This window comes from Corallococcus sp. AB045, from assembly GCF_003668895.1.
GTDB lineage: Bacteria > Myxococcota > Myxococcia > Myxococcales > Myxococcaceae > Corallococcus > Corallococcus coralloides.
The window spans coordinates 47,808-66,443 of sequence record NZ_RAWN01000008.1; the positions used below are offsets into that span (position 1 = coordinate 47,808).

16 protein-coding genes are annotated in these 18,636 nt (G+C 69.3%); 9 read left to right on the forward strand and 7 right to left on the reverse strand.

From position 1 onward, the window contains the following. The first annotated feature begins 18 nt into the window (after positions 1 to 18). Entirely contained in the window at positions 19 to 1,170 is a 1,152-nt protein-coding gene (locus D7Y21_RS03475) for a YgcG family protein (protein ID WP_121711228.1), read from the forward strand. Positions 1,171 to 1,184: 14 nt separating this feature from the next. Here the strand turns inward: D7Y21_RS03475 and D7Y21_RS03480 are convergent, their stop codons facing one another. Beyond that, the gene (locus D7Y21_RS03480; RefSeq protein ID WP_120567100.1) at positions 1,185 to 1,943 is read right to left on the reverse strand and encodes a 2OG-Fe(II) oxygenase; all 759 of its coding nucleotides are present in this window, start codon (positions 1,941 to 1,943) and stop codon (positions 1,185 to 1,187) included. 70 nt (positions 1,944 to 2,013) lie between these two features. After that, positions 2,014 to 2,382 carry a hypothetical protein gene (locus D7Y21_RS03485; RefSeq protein WP_120567099.1) on the reverse strand — a complete coding sequence of 123 codons (369 nt, stop codon included), beginning with the start codon at positions 2,380 to 2,382 and terminating at the stop codon, positions 2,014 to 2,016. 196 nt (positions 2,383 to 2,578) lie between these two features. Between D7Y21_RS03485 and D7Y21_RS03495 the strand changes: the two genes are divergently transcribed. Then, positions 2,579 to 3,592: a DUF1801 domain-containing protein gene (locus D7Y21_RS03495; RefSeq protein ID WP_121711230.1), complete on the forward strand. Its 1,014-nt coding sequence runs from the start codon at positions 2,579 to 2,581 to the stop codon at positions 3,590 to 3,592. A 108-nt stretch (positions 3,593 to 3,700) separates the two neighbouring features. Beyond that, positions 3,701 to 7,120 carry an ELWxxDGT repeat protein gene (locus D7Y21_RS03500; protein ID WP_121711231.1) on the forward strand — a complete coding sequence of 1,140 codons (3,420 nt, stop codon included), beginning with the start codon at positions 3,701 to 3,703 and terminating at the stop codon, positions 7,118 to 7,120. Positions 7,121 to 7,127: 7 nt separating this feature from the next. Here D7Y21_RS03500 and D7Y21_RS03505 read toward each other — a convergent pair whose 3' ends face one another. After that, positions 7,128 to 8,321 carry a macrolide family glycosyltransferase gene (locus D7Y21_RS03505; RefSeq protein ID WP_121711232.1) on the reverse strand — a complete coding sequence of 398 codons (1,194 nt, stop codon included), beginning with the start codon at positions 8,319 to 8,321 and terminating at the stop codon, positions 7,128 to 7,130. A 117-nt stretch (positions 8,322 to 8,438) separates the two neighbouring features. Between D7Y21_RS03505 and D7Y21_RS03510 the strand changes: the two genes are divergently transcribed. Continuing rightward, complete coding sequence (locus D7Y21_RS03510) at positions 8,439 to 9,047, forward strand: TetR/AcrR family transcriptional regulator (protein ID WP_120567095.1); 609 nt, start codon at positions 8,439 to 8,441, stop codon at positions 9,045 to 9,047. Between the two features lie 259 nt (positions 9,048 to 9,306). On the opposite strand, the gene D7Y21_RS03520 is transcribed toward D7Y21_RS03510, so the two are convergent. Beyond that, positions 9,307 to 9,864: a substrate-binding domain-containing protein gene (locus tag D7Y21_RS03520; protein WP_121711233.1), complete on the reverse strand. Its 558-nt coding sequence runs from the start codon at positions 9,862 to 9,864 to the stop codon at positions 9,307 to 9,309. A 60-nt stretch (positions 9,865 to 9,924) separates the two neighbouring features. Between D7Y21_RS03520 and D7Y21_RS03525 the strand changes: the two genes are divergently transcribed. Together D7Y21_RS03525 and D7Y21_RS03530 are read left to right on the forward strand one after the other, a co-directional pair. After that, a complete protein-coding gene (locus D7Y21_RS03525) occupies positions 9,925 to 10,362 on the forward strand; it encodes a nuclear transport factor 2 family protein (RefSeq protein WP_121711234.1) in 438 nt (145 codons plus the stop codon). A gap of 414 nt (positions 10,363 to 10,776) precedes the next feature. Continuing rightward, the gene (locus D7Y21_RS03530) at positions 10,777 to 11,880 is read left to right on the forward strand and encodes a hypothetical protein (RefSeq protein ID WP_233611959.1); all 1,104 of its coding nucleotides are present in this window, start codon (positions 10,777 to 10,779) and stop codon (positions 11,878 to 11,880) included. 54 nt (positions 11,881 to 11,934) lie between these two features. Here D7Y21_RS03530 and D7Y21_RS03535 read toward each other — a convergent pair whose 3' ends face one another. After that, positions 11,935 to 13,185, reverse strand: a complete 1,251-nt coding sequence (locus tag D7Y21_RS03535) for an MFS transporter (protein WP_121711235.1) — start codon at positions 13,183 to 13,185, stop codon at positions 11,935 to 11,937. 123 nt (positions 13,186 to 13,308) lie between these two features. Between D7Y21_RS03535 and D7Y21_RS03540 the strand changes: the two genes are divergently transcribed. Both D7Y21_RS03540 and D7Y21_RS41365 read left to right on the forward strand, forming a co-directional pair. Next, positions 13,309 to 14,289 carry a LysR family transcriptional regulator gene (locus D7Y21_RS03540; RefSeq protein WP_233591946.1) on the forward strand — a complete coding sequence of 327 codons (981 nt, stop codon included), beginning with the start codon at positions 13,309 to 13,311 and terminating at the stop codon, positions 14,287 to 14,289. A 75-nt stretch (positions 14,290 to 14,364) separates the two neighbouring features. After that, positions 14,365 to 14,700, forward strand: a complete 336-nt coding sequence (locus D7Y21_RS41365; RefSeq protein ID WP_147469177.1) for a hypothetical protein — start codon at positions 14,365 to 14,367, stop codon at positions 14,698 to 14,700. A gap of 108 nt (positions 14,701 to 14,808) precedes the next feature. Here the strand turns inward: D7Y21_RS41365 and D7Y21_RS03545 are convergent, their stop codons facing one another. Both D7Y21_RS03545 and D7Y21_RS03550 read right to left on the reverse strand, forming a co-directional pair. Then, positions 14,809 to 15,939 carry a class I SAM-dependent methyltransferase gene (locus D7Y21_RS03545; protein WP_121711236.1) on the reverse strand — a complete coding sequence of 377 codons (1,131 nt, stop codon included), beginning with the start codon at positions 15,937 to 15,939 and terminating at the stop codon, positions 14,809 to 14,811. A 31-nt stretch (positions 15,940 to 15,970) separates the two neighbouring features. Further along, the gene (locus D7Y21_RS03550; RefSeq protein ID WP_370038049.1) at positions 15,971 to 16,513 is read right to left on the reverse strand and encodes an endonuclease V; all 543 of its coding nucleotides are present in this window, start codon (positions 16,511 to 16,513) and stop codon (positions 15,971 to 15,973) included. 82 nt (positions 16,514 to 16,595) lie between these two features. Here D7Y21_RS03550 and D7Y21_RS03555 point away from each other — a divergent pair, with 82 nt between their 5' ends. Further along, a complete protein-coding gene (locus tag D7Y21_RS03555) occupies positions 16,596 to 18,551 on the forward strand; it encodes a DUF4185 domain-containing protein (RefSeq protein ID WP_121711237.1) in 1,956 nt (651 codons plus the stop codon). Positions 18,552 to 18,636 lie beyond the last annotated feature (85 nt).

The window sequence follows — 18,636 nt, forward strand, 5'->3', positions numbered from 1 at the left end:
TCTGTTACATTCGGCGCCATGCGTGCATGGCTGGGCTTCGTGGTCCTGTTCTGCGCCCTCGGCACTCCGGCCCTGGGCGTCACGGTGGAAGCGGTGCCCCGGCCCGCCGCGGGCTCCTGGACGGTGGACCTCACGCCGTCCCACGTCCTCACGCCAGCCGTGAGGGCGGAGGTCGACGAGCTGGCCCGGTCGCTGGACGACCGCGGGCTGGGCCAGCTCATGGTGGTGATGGTGGACACCACGTCGCCCAAGCGCTCGCGTGAGTTCGCGCTGGAGCTCTTCAACCGCTGGGGCATCGGTCATCCCGGAAGGGACGACGGCGCGCTGCTTTTCATCGCGTACGCGGACCGCAAGGCGGAGATCATCCTCGGAGACGGGGTCGATGAGCCCGACGACCAGGTGGCCAGCGACGTGGTGATGGCGGAGGAGATCGTGCCTGCCTTCAAGCGTGGCGACCCGAACGAGGCCGTGCGCGGCGGCGCGCAAGGCCTGAAGGAACTCATCGAGAACTCGCGGCTCAACAACCCCGTCGCCGCCGCCGACGCTCCGAGCGCCGCCAGTGACGACGTCGAGCTCACGGACTGGGAACGGGAGGCGTTCCTGAGCACTCCACAAATGCACGTGCTCACAGCGGAGGAGTCCTCTTCGCCACCGAATGTCGGCCTCTTCGCGGGCGCCGCGGGCGTGCTCGGCGCGGCGGGGCTCGCGGGCCGTGCCTGGCTCCGCCGTCGTCCGCGCAAGTGCCGCACGTGCGGCAACCCGCGAGTGCGGCTCGGCGAGGCGGAGGACGATGCCCACCTCGACCCGGGCCAGCGGCTCGAGGAGCAACTGGGCTCCATCGACTACGACGTCTGGTGGTGTGGACCGTGCGAGGACGCGAGCGTCGAGCGCTACGGCCGGCTCTTCTCAAGCTTCAAGCGCTGCACGCGGTGCCGCTACGTGACGGGCAAGCAGACCTCGCGCACGCTGCGGAGCGCGACCTATGACCACGGTGGCGAAGTGGAGGTGAAGGTGCGCTGCGGGCACTGCGACTTCGTGTCCACCTCGCGCCACAGCACGCCCCGGCGCACCCGGTCCTCGTCGTCGAGTTCCTCCAGTTCATCGAGTTCCTCCCGCTCCTCGTCCGGGGGCGGGCGCTCGTCGGGAGGAGGCTCCAGCGGAAGCTGGTAGCGGCTCCCGGCCATTCAGGGGCGCGGTGGCGCCCAGAGGGCGCTGTGGGCCTCTGGCGCGTCCGGGGATTGCTCCGCCGTGTAGAAGTAGGCCGCGACCGCGGCCCGGCCCCGTCCTTCGGGACACTCCAGCGCGGCGGGGTGGCCATGCCAGTGCGTGTCTCCGTGCGCCATCACGACCAGCCGATCGAGGACCGGAGCGATGCGGGCCTCGCACCGGGAGAGGTCGGCGTTCCATAGCTCCAGGTCGCCGCCCCACGCGGGCTCCCAGCCCGGGTTCAGGTAGTACAGGACGGTGAGTCGCCGTGTGAGCGCGCGGGTGTGGTCGCGGTTGAAGTCCGCGTGGAGCGCCAGATGGCCCCCACGCAGCGTGAGGTGCAGCCCGGCGCCCCGGAAGTGCGGATCCGCGATGAGCCCTTTGACGCCGGTGAGCGTCTCCAGGAAGTCGAGGAACGACATGCCCGAGAGCTCCGCGAGCAGGTGCCGGAGCGCGCCATGCACGCCTTCGAAGGCCTTGCGCTGAAGCTGTCCCAGGCGGGCCGCCTGCTCCGGGTGATCACGGCGCATCCAGGGGGCCCCGGTCGCGCCTGGAAAGACGCCGGCAAGTTGCGTCGCCAGCCGCTCTCCCAGGAAGCCGTCGATGACGACGTGCGGATGGGGCCGGGCCGCGCCGTAGGTGTCGCGATGCGCCAGCCCGAGCGAGCGGAGCGCCGTGCGGCTGAGGAAGAAGCTGGGTCCCAGCAACGGACCTTCATCGACTGTTGCGACGCTCACGGGACCTCTTCTGCTCGGGTTTCCGGCCTTCGATGATGGCATGCGCACGAAACGCATGTCTCTTCCGTCCTCACCCGGGGTCGCCGCCTTCGGTCTCGAGGAGTGCCGCGAGGAACAACGCATACGTCAGCTCGGCGACGGGCCGACGCTCCCGCCGGGCCTGGAGGCGCAGCGCCTTGGGCAGGGAGCAGGACTGGCCCCGTTCACCGTCGCGCATCTGGACATAGCCTCGCGGGGAGTAGCCCATCACCTGCCAGCCCATTTGACACAGCGCCCGGCTGAGGTCGTCGGTGAGCTGGTGATGGAGGGCGCGAGCGATGGGGACGGGGCGGAAACGCTCGCTCGACCAGCCTTCCGTGTCCTCGCGCCAGCCGCGCGCGCGCAGGTAGTTCACCTTGCGCGCAAGCGACAGTCCGCCGACGTGGCGCTCGAGCTTCATGTGGCCTCTGAGGAGCGGGAGCAGAGCATCCGCGAGGCAGGGGTTTTCACGTCCACGGGCGCATCATCCAGCAGCGCGTCCCCTACAATCCGAAATTCTCGTTCCACATCTCAGGAGGGGTTTCTCGCGGAGCCCCGTCGGCGCGGTCTTGCGCTTCTGCTAAGTCGGGACGAAACGCCCCGGAGGCCCGAAGACCATGGCGACGACGACCCGAGTCCCGCAGACGATCGATGCCTATCTGGCGAGCGTGACCGACCCTGCGGCGAAGAAGACCCTGACCGCCCTGCGCACGCAGCTGCGCAAGCTGCTCCCCAAGGCCACCGAGACCATCAGCTACCAGATGCCCGCCTTCAAGGTGGACGGGGACCTCGTGGTGGGCTTCGCGTTCTTCAAGAAGCACTGCGGCTTCTACCCCGGCAGCGGCAGCGTGGTGCCGGCGCTGAAGTCGGAGCTGGAGGGCTACACCACGTCGAAGAGCGGCGTCACCTTTCCACCGGACGAACCGCTCCCGGCGAAGCTGGTGAAGAAGTTGGTGCAGACGCGGCTCGCGGAGATCGCCACGCGCGCGAAGAAGCCCGCGGCCGCGAAGAAGTCCGCGGTCGCGAAGAAGGCGCTCATCACCGAACGCATCACGGACGCCTCGGTGAAGGAGGCCACGGGCCGTGACTGGAAGGCCTGGATGCGCGCCCTGGACAAGGCGGGGGCGGCCGGGCTGACCCACAAGCAGCTGGCCGCGCTCGTGGGCCGCGAGGTCGAGTCTGGCTGGTGGCAGCAGTCCATCGCCGTGGCGTACGAGCAGGCCCAGGGCAAGCGGGTGGTGGGCGAGACCGCCGCCACGGGCTTCCAGGTGGGCGTGGTGCGCACGCTGCCGATGACCGCACCCGAACTCTGGGAGTGGGTCACGACGCAACCGGAGCGCTGGCTGGGCCCGGGCGCGACACTGAAGGCCGAAGTCGGCGGCCGTTATGAGGCCCCCAAGCGTCGCGGGGCACCCGGTGTGCGAGGCGAAGTCCGGGTGGTGAAGCCCGGGCAGCGCCTGCGCATGACCTGGGAGACGGACGGCTGGAAGAAGCCGGCGACGTTGCAGCTCACGGTGACGCCCAAGACGAAGGGCGCCTCCCTCCACGTGCACATGGAGAAGCTCCCGGACGCGGACGCCCGGGAGGCCATGCGCGAGCGCTGGTCGAAGGTCCTCGCCGGGGTTGCCTAGCGTCATCAGGGTGGGGATTGACGCTGCGTCCACCCACCCTGTACCTCCAAGCCCTCACCGCCGAGACGCCGCCCTGGGGGCTGGCCGGTGGTGGATGAGGGGACGCACATGCAGGCCATGGCGAAGTGGGGGGCTCTCCTGGTGGTCCTGTGGTTGGGCCTGGGAGGGTGCTCGGACGCGGGGCGTCCGGGGGCTGGAGTGTCTCCGAAGCAGGGCTCACGCGCCCAGGCGCTCGCGGCGGGGGAGGCCCGGCTCCTGCGCGACATCCACCCGGGAACAGCCGGCACGATCTACGGAAAGGGCGGGGGCGAGGGCCTGCGTGTGGGTCGCACGCTCTTCTATTTCGCATCCGACCCGAACAACGGGGCCGAGCTCTGGAAGAGCGATGGCACCCCCGAGGGCACGGTCCTGGTGAAGGACATCCGGCCGGGGCCCAACGGTTCGAACCTGGCCTACTTCGTGGAGCTGGACGGCATCCTCTACTTCACCGCCAATGATCACGCCGGCAACGAGCTGTGGCGCAGTGACGGCACTTCAGAGGGGACCTGGCGGGTCAAGGACATCGCCCCGGGGCCCGACAGCGGTGGGCTGAGCTTCCTCACCCGCGTGGGCCACCAGCTGTTCTTCACCCGCACGACCGAACTGTGGAAGAGCGATGGCACCGAGGCGGGCACCGTGCTCGTGCGCTCCTTCGCGGGCTCCAACTGGGAAACCATCGGAGAGAGCGCCGCCGTGGGTGGGACGCTCTTCTTCTCCGCGAACGAGGCGGGCTACGGCTGGGAGCTCTGGAAGAGCGACGGCACTCCCGAAGGCACGGTGCTGGTGAAGGACATCCAGCCCGGCACGGGACATTCGCAGCCCGGGAACATGAGGGATGTGAAGGGGACCCTCTTCTTCACCGCGAATGACGGTGTGCACAGCACCGAGCTGTGGAAGAGCGATGGCACGCCCGAGGGCACGGTGCTCATCGCGGACGCGTCCCCTGGAGTCGGCAGCCTGGACGTCTACAATCCAGGGGTCGTGGGCGGGACGTACTACTTCGCGAGCCATGGGCTGAAGGGCGAGGGAGTCGAGCTGTGGAAGAGCGACGGCACCCCTGAGGGCACGGGGATGCTCAAGGACATCAAGGAGGGGAGCGGCAGCAACCCCGATGACTTCATCGAGCTGAACGGGGTGGCGCTCTTCAGCGCCGAGGGCCAGGGGATCGGAGAAGAGCTGTGGAGGACCGATGGCACGCCCGGGGGCACGGTGCTGGTGAAGGACATCTGGCCCGGGGGGTATTCCTCCTCGCCCTTGTCCTACACCCGGGTGGTGCTGGACGGAGTGCTCTACTTCGCCGCGAATGACGGCGTGTCCGGCAACGAGCTGTGGCGGACGGATGGCACGTCCGAGGGCACCTGGCGGGTGAAGGACATCCACCCGGGCTCCGAGAGCAGCGGACTCAGCAAGTTGCTGGTGCTGGATGGCCGCCTCTATTTCTTCGCCTCCGACCCGGCGGTGGGCTCGGAGCTGTGGACGAGTGATGGCACCGAGGCCGGCACCGTGCGGCTGACGTACCGGGGCCCCTCGACGGTCGGCTCCATGTCCCAGCCCTTCGTGGACATGGGCGGCACGGTGTTCTTCTCCGCGGACGATGGCGTGCACGGCAACGAGCTGTGGAAGAGCGACGGCACGCCCGAGGGCACGGTGATGGTGAAGGACATCTCTCCGGGCCTGGCCAGCTCGACGGTGGCGGGGTTCAGCCGGGTAGGAGAGACGCTCTTCTTCATCGCCCACACGCCGGCCTCTGGCTACGAGTTGTGGAAGAGCGACGGCTCCGAGGCCGGCACGGTGATGGTGAAGGAGATCGGCTCCGGGACGGAGTGGTGCAGCTGCAACATGCTCGGCGCCTACCAGGGGCTGTTCTATTTCGTCGCCAACGATGGCGTGTCCGGCGTGGATCTCTGGCGCACCGACGGCACCGCCGAGGGCACGGTGAAGGTGCATGACTGGCCCTACAGCGAGGCCAGCGGCTTCTTCCGCAATCCCGTCCAGATGGAGGGCATCCTGTACTTCATCCGCCTCACCGCGCTGTGGCGCACGGACGGTACGGACGCGGGGACGTGGATGGTGAAGCAGCTCAACAGTGATTGGAGCAGTGATGCCTACCCACTCACCGCCGTGGGGAACCGGCTCTTCTTCCGCGCCTCCGACTCCGACTTCGGCTACGGCTCCGAGTTGTGGATGAGCGACGGCACGCCCGAGGGGACCGCGCAGTTGAAGGACCTCTGGCCCGGTGTGAATGGCTCCAAACCCTCATCGCTGGTGGGCCTGAACGGAAGGGTCTACTTCGCCGCGAATGACGGCGTGTCTGGCAACGAGCTGTGGACGAGTGATGGGACGCCCGAGGGCACGGTGAAGGTGAAGGAGCTGGTGCCGGGTTATGTCGGCACCGGGCCCATGTTGCTGACGCGCGTGGGCGGGACGCTCTACTTCGCCGCCACCGACGCTTCAGGTGCCCCCGCGCTGTGGAAGAGCGATGGCACCGAGGCGGGCACCGTGCGCGTCAGGGGACCAATGCCGGGCCTCCTGGGCACCGGGGACCCGATCTCGTTTCTCGCGCTCGAACCCGAAGGCATGTTGCTGTTCGCCGCCGCGGATGCCGCGTCCGGCGTCGAGGTGTGGAGGACGGACGGGACGGAGGCGGGCACCGTGCGCATCACGGACATCGTGCCGGGGCCCGGCTCCTCGCGCCCGCGCATGCTCACGCGCAGCGGCAACCGCATCTTCCTGTCCGCGAATGACGGCTGGACGGGCTTCGAGCCCTGGCTCATCCCGTGGCGGGCGGTGACCGGACCCGTGCCGCCCACTGTCACTTGCCCCAAGGACGTCACCGCCGAGGCCGCCAATGCCGCGGGCGCGGACGTGAGCCTGCCGGAGGCTCGGGCCTCGGACGACGCCGCCCCGCCGCGGGTGACGTACAGCCCCGAGTCGGGCAGCACCTTCCCGCTGGGTGACACCCTGGTGTCGGTCACGGCGCACGATGAGGAGGAGCTCACGGCCACGTGTGCCTTCCATGTGCTCGTCCGCGACACCACCGCGCCCCGGTTGACGTGTCCGGAGGACGTCTCCGTCACCGTCGAGGCCGAGGCTGTGCACACCGTGGAGTTCCCTCCCGCCACCGCCGTGGATCTCGTCACGGCCTCCCCCGTCCTGACGTACAGCCGGGACTCGGGCAGTACCTTCCCGCCCGGGACGACGCCCGTCACCGTCACGGCCGAGGACGCCGCGGGCAACCGCGCCACGTGCGATTTCCAGGTGTCGGTGAACGTGAAGCCGGCACCCTTCGACGCGGGGACGGAGCCGGACGCCGGGACTCAGAAGCCGGACGCCGGGACGCAAACGCCGGACGCGGGTGGGTCACCCATCCCGGATCCAGAGGGCACGGGGTGCGGATGCGCGGCGGGCAGTGGTGTGCCCGTGGGCGCTGTCTGGGGGATGCTGGTGCTCCTCGGTGCGATGGCTGCCCGGCGGCGCTCCATCTCCTGAGCGACATCTACAGGTGGAACTCCTTCTCCAGCAGCTCCGCCGCGCGCGCGGCTCCTGCCTCCGCGCGTAGCTCCTTGCGGAGGGCCGCGAGCCGGGTCGCGACGGCCGGGTCCTCCGTGAGCTGGAGCAGCGCGGAGCGCAATGCCTCGGCCGTGGCGTCATCCGTGTCGATGCGCCGCGCGATGCCGAGCGCGACGAGCTGGTCGGCATTGGAGAACTGATCCGTGGACTGGGGCACGGCGATCATGGGCAACCCGCAGTACAGGCCCTCCTGCGAGCCTCCCATGCCCGCATGGGTGATGAACGCATCCGCCTGCTCGAGCACCGCCAGCTGCGGCACCCAGCGGTGGACCTCGACGTTGTCTGGGATTGTTCCCAGGTCCTCCAGCGCCACGTGCTTGCCGATCTGCAGCACGACGTGCCAGCCGGGAAGTCCTCCAAAGGCAGCGAGGCACGCGCGGTAGAACGTGGGCTGGCGGGTGAAGGTCGAGCCGAGCGACACCAGCAGCACCTTCCGAGCGCCTGGGGGACGCTGCCACGAGCCCTGCGCCGAGCGATCTCCAAAGCACGGCCCCACGAAGGTGAAGCGCTTGCGGTCCACCCGGTCCGCCTGGGGTTGGAGCGCGCGAGGAATGAGCACCAGCCCGCGCGGCGGCTTCCCGACGAAGAGCATGGCGTCGGTCTCCGCCACGCCGCACTCCTTCAGCCAGGCGGAGTAACGCTGGTAATGCGCCACGGCGCGCGGCTCGGTGCGCAGCGTCTCCACCAGGGCGGCCATGTCCTGCTCGTAGCCCTCCCACGCGACGGAGGAGGGGGAGAGCTGGACCGCGGGGATGCCCCAGTTCTCTCCGAGGATTCGCGCCGTGGAACAGCCGATGTCGTAGAGGAAGAGATCCGGCCGGTCGTGCTCATACGCCGCGCGCAGTTGCGGGAGCATGGACATGGCGTCATCGAGGAACATGTCCAACTGGCCCACCAGGTCGTCGGGCCACCGTTTGTCCGGCGCCCCATCGCGGGGGAGCTGGGAACGGTAGGGGCGAAGCTCCGCGCCCGTGCGGCTGATGGGCTCGGCGAAGGCCGCGTCATTGGCATACGTCACCCGGTGCCCGCGAGACACCAGCTCCCGGATGAGCTCCAGGCTCGGATTGACGTGACCGTGGGCGGGGATGCTGACCATCGCGATATGGGCACGACGAGACATGGCGTTCTCCTGGCGGGAGGTGGCGAGACGGACCGTCTCGTTTCGCCAAGGTCCGTCGGAACGGGTCAGATGTCAAGACGAGACGTTCCGTCTCGTTGGCTGGTAGGCTGGTGGCCCATGGCTGACCCGAAGACCCCGGAACCGTCCCGCCGCAGTGAGCGCTCCCGCCAGGCCATCCTCACGGCCGCCGTCGAGCTCGTCGGAGAGGTGGGCTATGCGCGTCTGACGGTCGAGGCGATCGCGGCGCGGGCGGGGGTGGGCAAGCAGACCATCTACCGGTGGTGGGCCTCCAAGGGGGCGGTGGTGCTGGACGCCTTCGTGGAGCTGAGCGGCGGCAACCAGCCCGCGGCGCTGCCGGACACCGGCAACCTCAAGGCAGACCTGCGGGAGGTGCTGCGCGCCACGGTGCAGGAGCTCACGGATCCGCGCTTCGAGCTGCCCTCGCGGGCGCTCACCGCGGAGTCCCAGGCGGACCCCGCGCTGGCCCAGCAGTTCGTGGAGGCCGTGCTGCGGCCCCACTTGAGGGCGGTCCAGGAGCGGCTGCGCTCGGCCCAGCGCGAGGGCCAGGTCGCGAAGGGGGTGGACCTGGATGTCGCGGTGGAGCTGCTCGTCGGGCCGCTCTTCCATCGGTGGCTGCTTCGCACAGCGCCCCTCTCGAGCGCGTACGCCGACACCGTGGTGGACCTGGTCATCGCCGCGCTGCGGCCCCTGCCCAAGGGACGCTAGCGGGACCCGGAGCCTTCCGGGCGAAGCGCTGGCGGTAGTAGCGCGTCCAGAGGTTCAGCCCCACCACGCCCACCACCGTGGGCCCCAGGAAGCTCGCGAGCTGAAGGCCCTCGGCGCCGACGTGCCGGGCGTTCACCACCCGGAGGGGACGGTGAAGAACCAGACCTCCATCATCCTCTCCAAGCTGGGCGTGAGGGACCGCACCCGCACCGTGCTCCGCGCCATGGAGCTGGGCTGCCTCTGAGCGGGCCGCGAGGATTCACGCGAACGGGTGGTGCTGCCGGAGCAGCGCGACGAAGGCGTTCGTCGCGGGCGAGGCGGTGACGGCCGGGGTGGCGACGAACCAGTCAAGCCACAGGCCCCGGCCGATGCTCAACGCCACCACCTCCCGGCGACGCAGCGAATCCTGGACGAACCAGCGCGGACAGACGGTGACACCCCGCCCGGCACGGGCCATCTCCAACGGGACTCCGGACAGGAAGGGCAGGGCGGTCACCCGGGCGAACCGGACTCCGGCCCGCGCGAACGCACCACCGAGCGGAGTGCCGGGCGAGAAGCTGTCCTCGGCTCCCCAGTAGTGCTCCCGGGCCAGCGCTTTCAACGCGATGCGCTCCGACTTCGCCTCCGGGTGCGTGCGTCCGACCAACGCCACCAGCTCGTCGCGGAACAGCTTGTGATGGGAGATGCGCGGGTCCGTCGGCCTGTCTCCGACCACGATGGCCAGGTCGAGCCGCCGCTCGCGCAGCCAGTCGAGCGGGCTGCCACCTGCCTCGGCGACGAGCTCGAGGTGCATGCGACGAGTATGGCTTGACGACATGGTCGGAACAACGCGTTCGACTCAACGCAGCCGGAGCGGCAGAACAAAGCGCGAGGCCCCATGAACGATACGATTGAGATTCGCGAGACCATCGAGCGCTTCCACGACGCGGTGAACCAGCGCAACCCCCAGGCCATCAGCGGGCTCTTCACCTCTGACGGCGTCTGGGAGGTCGCGCCGCCGTTCGAGCACCGCTTCACCGGCCCGGAGGCCATCGCAGCGGGCATCGCCGGCACCATCGGGCGCACCGTGGTGCTCGTGCAGACGTGCGCCCCCATCGTCATCGAGCGCCTCGACGCCCATCACGCGAAGGCGCGCACGTCGATGCAGGAGTGGGGGCGCTTCGAAGACGGCGCGTCGATGCATGTCGCGGGGACCTACTTCGACGCGCTCGTGAAGAGCGGCGACGGGCGCTGGCGCTTCACGCACCGGCGCTTCGTCGCGCACTACGCGGACACGGAGCCGGTGCCGGGCACCGTCTTCCCGGTGAGCCGCTGAGGAGCGGAAGGTCCTCGGTGCCGCGGTCACTGTTGGCGGAATTGGAGGCAGCCCGAACCCACCGCCAGCAAGGACATGTCTGGACTTTCGAACCACTTCCAGCGGGAGAGACGGGTCCTGGACATCGAATCTGTCCAAACCCAGACGTCACGACGTGAGGAGGCAAGCGTCCAGGGCACATGGGAGTCCGGTCCTGGAAGGGCGGCCATTCCCTGAGGGGCATTGGGAGGGTCCGTTTGCGCCCATACCCTTCCAGGCCACATCGACCTGAAGCGAGGACCCCTGATGTCAAACCCCCGCTGCTCGTGCCGCTCTCGTTGGATCCATCTCCCGGTCCTGGTGCTCTCGCTGCTGCTGTGCAGTGCATGTGAGGCCGTGGGCCGGATCGAGTCCCCTGAAGTGCAGGCGCTTCCCATGGAGCCTTCTTCCGCGCCCGAAGAGGAGGTGCTTCCTCCACCTTCCCCCGCGCTGCCTCCGGCTCCCGCGGGGCTTCGTCCCGTCTCGGTCTGGGAGGGGATGTTCGTGGAGGAGTGGGGACGTGCGCACATGCAGACCTTCCTGCCCTGGAGCAACTCACGCGACAGCTGGGACTTCTACAACCTCGCCTACGGCCTGGACGCCAATACGGCGATGTACCGGGCCACCGGGAAGAGGGCCTACCTGGACCGGGCCCTGCTCTACGTCAACAACCTGGTGGCCTCCGCCCGTGTCTCGTCTTCGTTGCCCCAAAGCCAGTTCAAGGATGGGTACCTGGGCTGGACCTCGTCCCTGTCGGTTCCGGCCGGGCAGGAGGTGCCGCTGTATGAGAGCTACTGCTGGCGCTACGTGACGCGCATGCTGCGCATCATCCGCGAGACGCCGGACCTCTACGGCTCCGCCAGCTACCGCAGGCAGTACGACCGGCTGCTGGCGTTCACGGAGCGGAACATCTTCGACAAGTGGTTCCTGCGCGGGGCGAACGACTTCGTCTACCGCAACCGCACGCACATGGCCGCGCACTGGGCCTTCATCTCCATGGACCTGTCGCGGATGACCACCGACCCGGAGCGGAAGGCCCGCTACCTGGAGGTCTTCAGCAACATCAACCACGGCATGCCGAACTTCCCGTCCTCCCTGCGCGAGAAGCTGGCGCCCAACCCCGACCACCCGACGGCCTGGTTCTGGAACGACAAGTGGGACACGAACGCCCAGCCCGGCCAGGACGTCGCGCACGCGAACAACGTGCTGGCCTTCATCGTCGAGGCCCACGACGCGGGCATGGAGTGGACGGACGCGGACATCCGCAGGTTCGTCGTGACGCTCAACACCGTCATCTGGCCCTCGCCCAAGGTCTATGCGGAGTACGTGGACGGAACCGGGCCCGGGGATGGCTGGTTCAACGACGGGCTGATGAAGCTGGGCCGTTACGACGTCAACCTCCAGCGCCGGCTGGAGCAGCATCGCGTGGGCCAGAACAGTCAGTACTTCGCCAACGGCGCGCTCAACGTGCGGATGCTGTCCGAAAAAGCCGTGCAGTAGGTGGGGGAGGGGGCCCCGTCCTCGGACAGAGGACGGGGCGCGGTGTCGGCACCGTCAGCGGGCCGCGCGGGCCGCCGGGAACAATCGGACCATCAGGGCCGCCAGCGCGGAAGCCGTCGCCAGCAGCGTCACGCCCACCCAGCCCCAGCGGGCCAGGACCAGGCTGCCGCTCGCCGCGCCCACGGACATGCCGGCGAACACGCCGACGAACAGCACCGCGTTGAGGCGGCTGCGGGCGGCGGGCTCGATGCCGAAGACGAGCGTCTGATGCGCCACGAGCGCCATCTGCGCACCCAGGTCGAAGCCAATGGCGCTGGCGCCAATCAGCCACAACCGGTGATGGGGCTCGAGCCACGGCGCCGCGAACATCGTGGCGAAGGAGAGGACGGTCAGACCGGCGCCCAGGCGCGTGACCACTTCCGGCCCGAAGCGATCCGCGATGCGGCCCGCCACCGGCGCACCCAACGCCCCCGCCGCGCCCGCCAGCCCGAAGGCACCGGCCGCCGCGCTCCCCAGGTGGAACGGGGCGCCATGCAGCATCACGGCGAGGGTGGACCAGAACGCGCTGAAGCCAATGGAGATGAGCCCCTGGGCCAGCGCCGCCCGGCGCAGGGCACCATGCTTGCGCCACAGGCCGGCCAGTGAGCCGAGCAGGGCGCCGTAGGAGAGCGTGTTGCTCGGGCGGAAGCGGGGCAGGCCGCGCCAGGCCGCCACGCCGACGAAGGCCACGCTGGCTGCGGCGACCATGAACATGGCGCGCCAGCCGAAGCGCTCGGCGACCACGCCGCTGATGACGCGGGACAGGAGGATGCCGAGCAGCAGGCCCGTCATCACCGTGCCCACCACCTTGCCGCGCTCATGCTCGGAGGCCAGGGTCGCGGCGGCAGGGACGATGTCCTGCGCCACGGTCGCCGTCAGGCCCACGGCGAAGCTCACCACCAGCAGCAGCTGGATGTCCGGGGCCAGGCCGCCCAGGAGCAGGGCCACGCTCAGCAGCGCGGCCTTGATGAGGATGATGCGGCGCCGGTCGAAGCGGTCGCCGAGCGGCGTCAGCAGCAGGATGCCCAGCGCGTAGCCCAACTGCGTGAGCATGGGCACCAGACCCACCGCGGTGTCGGAGGCGCCGAGGCTGGACCCCATCACCCCCAGCATCGGCTGGCTGTAATAGATCGACGCCACCGACAGGCCGGCGCTCGCGGCCAGCAGCAGGCGCAGACCGTGCGACAGGGAGGCGCTGGCGGCGGAGACCGGGGAGGGGAGGGCGCCGCTTCCGGCGGTTCCATGTACGGAGCGAATGAAGGACATGATGTTCACCTCGGGTGATGCGCGATGAGGTGACAGTGCGCCAGAGGGGGAGGAGACGGTAGACGCGTGCTCCGTACAGCGGTTATACGCGGCGCGTATCACCTCCTCTGGGAGCAGGCCCGCATGCCCAACCCTTCGAAGCCCGCCCGGCGGCGTGGGTCCCCGCCGAAGATTCCCGCGTCCGCCAGCGCCGACCGGCTGGAGCTGATGCAGACGTTCATCCGCATCGTGGACGCCGGGAGCCTGTCCTCCGCCGCCGCGCAGCTGGGCACCACGCAGCCGACGGTGAGCCGCCGGCTCCAGGCGCTGGAGCGTTCACTGGGGCTGCGGCTGCTCCAGCGCTCCACCCACGCCATGAAGCTCACCGAGGATGGGGCGCGCTGCTACGAACGGGCGAAGGAGCTGCTGGCCAGCTGGGACATGTTCGAGTCCGACCTGCGCGGCGCGAGCGACGAACCCGAAGGCACGCTGCGTGTCGTGGTGCCTCACGCGTTCGGGCAGGAGCTGCTGGTGGCGCCGCTGACGGAATACCTGGGCCGTCACCCGCGGGTCTCCGTCGAATGGCTGCTGCATGACCGGCCGGTGGACTTCATCGCGGACGGCATCGATTGCGCGATCCACGTCGGCGAGGTGCAGGACCCCAGCGTGGTGGCGTTTCGCGTGGCGGAGGTGCCTCGCATCGTCGTGGCCGCGCCCTCGGTGCTGGCGGGGGGACGCGTGCCGGTGCATCCCGACGAGCTCGCGAGGCTGCCCTGGCTGTCCCTGCGCACGTTCTATCGCAGCGAAATCACGCTGACCCATGTGGCCACCGGCGAGGTCCAGCCCATCGTCTTCCAGCCGCGCGTGAGCACGGACAGCCTCTACGCCATGCGCAGCGCCGCGGTGAAAGGCCTGGGCGTCTGCGTGGGCTCGTCCTGGGTGCTCCAGGAGGACCTCCAACGCGGCCGGCTCCTGCACCTGGTGCCGCAATGGCAGGCCTCGCCGCTGCCCATGTACCTGCTCTATCCAGCCGCGCGCTTCCATCCCGCGAGGCTGCGCAGGTTCGTGGAGTGGATGCGTGAAAGGATTCCAGCGGCCCTGGCGGTGGCCACGCGCACGGGATGAGTCAGCTCTTTTTGGACGAAATTGACATACGGAGGGTGAATCCAGTGCAAGCCCTTTTCGGGTGCAAAGGACTCCATGGTGCAAAAGAAGCTGCTTGGTTTTGGATTGGGATTGGCGCTGCTCACGGGGAGCACCGCTGCGTGGGCGGGCGGCAAGGGCAGCTCCCCCGTCTACATCAACATCTCGCTCCGTTATGCCTCTGGGAGCATGGGAGATGCACGCAACTCCCTGGACACGGACCAGGGCATCAGCATCACTGTCGATGCCTCGCCCGGCTCTGAGTTCGCCTATGTCAACGTTCGTGATGGGCCCTCCAGGCCGAGGCCCATCAGTGGCTGGACGAACGCCTCGCCTCCGGTCGATGGGGCAACACGCAGCGCGAGGCGCTCCGCGCCTATCGTCTGCGCCTGACCGCCGCCCAGTACCACGAGCTGTTCAAGAAGCTGGCGGTCGAGCTCAACAGCCAGAAGCTGCGCATCGAAACGACGGACGGCCCTCCCTTCTGAGGGCGCGCCCTGGCTATCTGGCGGTGGGCACGAGGCCGTAGAGGGTGGTGACCTCCCGGGAGCGCGCGGCGTGCAGGGGGTCCGCCTTGTCCTTCGCCTTGGAGTGCCGTGCCGGGGTGGCCTTTCGCCACGCCACCGTCAGGCCGCAGCGCTCGAGCTGCTCCTCGAGCCACCCGGGCGGACGCAGGCCCAGCAGCACCGCCAGGTCCGATAGGATCAGCAATCCCTCTCCCCCCGGGTTCAGCGCGGCGGGGAGCCCTTCGAGGAAGCCGCGCAGGAACTGGCTGTCCTCGTCGAACACCGCGCGGTCCACCCGGTTCTTGGGAGGCTCGGGGATCCACGGCGGATTGCAGACGACGAGGTCCGCTTTTCCTTCCGGAAACAGGTCCGCCTCCGCCACCTGGAAGCGCTGGGAGAGGCCCAGCCGCTCCGCGTTCTCCCGTGCGCACGCCACCGCGCGGGAGTCGCAGTCCGTGGCCTGCGCGAACGCCGCTCCGCGCTGTAGGAGGAGAAAGGACAGCACGCCGGTGCCGGTGCCCACGTCGAACAAGCGCTTGCCCTTCACGTCCGGCACGGCCGCCAGCAGCTCCACGTAGTCCGTGCGTGTGGGCAGGTAGACGCCGTAATGCGGATGGAGCAGCCCCTTCAGCCCCGGGACCTCCAGGCCCTTGCGCCGCCACTCCGCGGCCCCGAGCATGCCGAGCAGCTGCTTGAGCGGCACGACGGTGAAGTCCTCCGTGGGCTCGCCCCAGACCTGCCGGCACGCCTCCGCGACGTCCGGCGCGCGCGCGAGGTCCAGGCGGTAGCCTCGGTCCAGCGCGACGACGATGCGCGACAGCGTCGCGTGCTCCTGCTGCCGCGCGCGGCGTTCGGCCCGGAACGCCTCCAGCGGTGAGCGGGCCTGCCAGGGCCGTTCGAGCCGCCGGCCCAACGCGCCCAGCAGCTGCTTCGCATTGTGGAAGTCGCCGGTGTAGCGCAGGAACTCGCCCCGGCGGACGCGCTTGAGCGCGGTGTCGGCGCTGAGCCCGTCGTCCACGGGCGACAGGCGCGTGGGCGCGGGCTCGTCACTCTCTGAGTGCCAGGTGAACGCGGCTCCGGGCGGAAACTCGAAAGGCGAGGCGGTGGGGCGGCGGGGGCGATCCATGCCCCTGGGGTAGCACGTCCTCGTCCCTCAGTCAGGACTCACGGCATAGCCGGTCCACGAACTTCAACATCGTCGGCAGGCGCGATGCGCCGTGCATCCGCCGGATGTACTCCGCGGCGGTCGCGGTCTCCATTCCAATGGATGTGACGAGCAACGGACGCAGGCTCTGGCCTCGCACGATGGGCAGGGCCGAGCCGGTGGTGACGTAGGGCGTCTTGGCCACGCCGATGATGGGCACCGTGCGACAGAGCGCCTCGTACAGGTGGGCGCCCAGGCCGGGCACGCCCTCCCCGAGCCACACGTAGCCATCCACGACGATGGCCTCCAGCGGCTCCTGCACGTCGGCGAGCACCCGCAGCAGGTGCGGCAACTCACGGCGGTAGAACTGACCGGGCTCGTAGGGGGCCGCGATGGGGCCCCGGTCCACCAGGTGCGCGGCCTCCTTGGCATCTGTCCACGCGCGGAAGAGGACACACGCGGCCACGGTGACGTCAGGGCGGTAGTCCACGTCCACGCAGGCGAGCATCCGGATCTCCTCGGGCGTCCCCCACGCTACAGCTGATCCACTGGACACTGGAGTTCTCAAATCAAGGTTGGGTATTTCTTGATTTCGCGCTTTTGCCGCGAATGCGAATTTCCTTGCCGGAGGAGTCCAGATGATGAGGCGTGCAGTGGTGTTTCAGGCGGTGTGTCTGCTGGGAGTCGCGGGTACGGCCGGGGCGGTGACGCCCACGAACGTGACGAAGGTGGCGCGGGTGACGGGCGCCACGCCAGCGGGTGAGACGCTGCCCAACCCGAACCAGACGCATACGAACTACGAGGTTTACGGCACGGACCTGGGCATCGTCTGGGACAAGGGCGGCGGCGAGGTGTTCGTCCTGTTCGGGGACACCTTCGGCGCGGGCTGGTGCGGCAACGGCGGGTGCGGCGGAGGCTGGCGCAGCAACGTGCTGGCGCGCTCGGCGGACACCACGCTGTCCAACGGCCTGTCCTTCACCACGATGATCCAGGACCGCACCCGCCACGCGAAGGAGGTGCTGGCGTCCAGGAAGGTGGACAACGACGAGATGACCGTCATCCCCACCGCGGGTGTCAGTGTGGGGACGCGCCACTACATCCACTACATGTCCGTGAAGCACTGGGGCGACCCGGGGCAGTGGACGACCAATTACTCGGGCATCGCGTACTCGGACGACAACGGACAGAACTGGGTGAAGCACGCGTCGGCGCGCTGGGTGAACAACGCGGCCTTCACGAATCCCTTCCAGATGGGCGCCTTCGTGAAGAACGGCGGCTTCGTCTACCTGTACGCCACGCCCAACGGGCGCTTCGGCAACGTGCACCTGGCGCGCGTGCCGGAGGGCGCGCTGCTGGACATCAACGCGTACCGGTATTGGGACGGCAACGGCTGGTCCGCGTCCCAGGCGGCGGCGCGCCCGGTGGTCATCGGCATCGCGGGGGAGTTGTCCGTCGCCTACAACGCCGCGCTGGGCCGCTTCCTGATGACGTATCTCAACGAGCACCGGCAGGCCGTGGTGATGCGCGACGCGGGCACGCCCACCGGGCCGTGGAGCGGGGAGAAGCTGCTGGCCACCGGCGCCGCCTTCCCTGGCATCTACAACGGCTTCATCCACCCGTGGGGCAACAGCGCCAGCGAGCTGTACTTCATCACCTCGCAGTGGACGCCCTACAACACGTTCCTGATGCGCGCGACGCTCACGGCCGACGCGGAGGGCAACAACCTGCTGTCCGAGCCGGGCTTCGAGACGCAGGCCGCGACGCCGACGATGGCGCCCTGGTACCTGGCGGGCGCGGGCGGCATCGACCGGGCGCTGGGCGGTGCGCGCTCCGGCCAGGACAACGGCTTCGTGCGCGCGTCCAGCGGTTGGAACGCGCTCAAGCAGAGCGTCGTGGTGCAGCCGTACACGGACTACACCCTCAAGGGTTGGCTGCGCTCCTCGCCCAACACCACCCGGGGCTACTTCGGCGCGCGCGCCGCGGGCAATGGCCCCATCCTGGGGGAGACGCAGTACGGCTCGCTGCCGTCCTGGACGGAGCGCACCGTCACCTTCAACTCCGGCGCGAACACCCTCGTGGAGGTGTACGGCGGCATGTGGGCGGACACAGGCGACACCTGGGCGCAGCTGGACGACGTGAGCCTGACGCGGGGCGCGAACCTGGTGGCGCAGGGCGGCTTCGAACAGCAGCCGTCCTCCACCGCCACCTCCCCCTGGTACGTGCAGGGCAACGGCGGCGTCGACCGGGGGCTGGGCTTCGCGCGCACCGGCGCCAACAACGGCTTCGTGCGCAACAACACCGGCTGGAACGCCCTCAAGCAGGAGGTCGCGGTGACGCCCAACACCGTCTACACGCTGACGGGTTGGGTGAAGACGTCCTCCAACCAGGATGACGGCTACTTCGGCGCGCGCATGCTCAACGGCGGCCCCATCCTCAACGAGGTGCACCTGACGCAGCCGCTGGGCGGCTACACGTTCCAGTCCGTCACCTTCAACTCCGGCGCCAACTACAGCGTGGAGGTGTACGCCGGAACCTGGGCGAACACGGGCGACACCTGGCTGCAGGTGGATGACGTGGCGCTGGTCCGCGACTGAAGCTCCAGGATGTACGGCACCTCCGTGTCCTGCGAGGTCGTGGGCTCGGAGTCCACGCCGAGCGTTTCGACACAGCGGTAGTTCG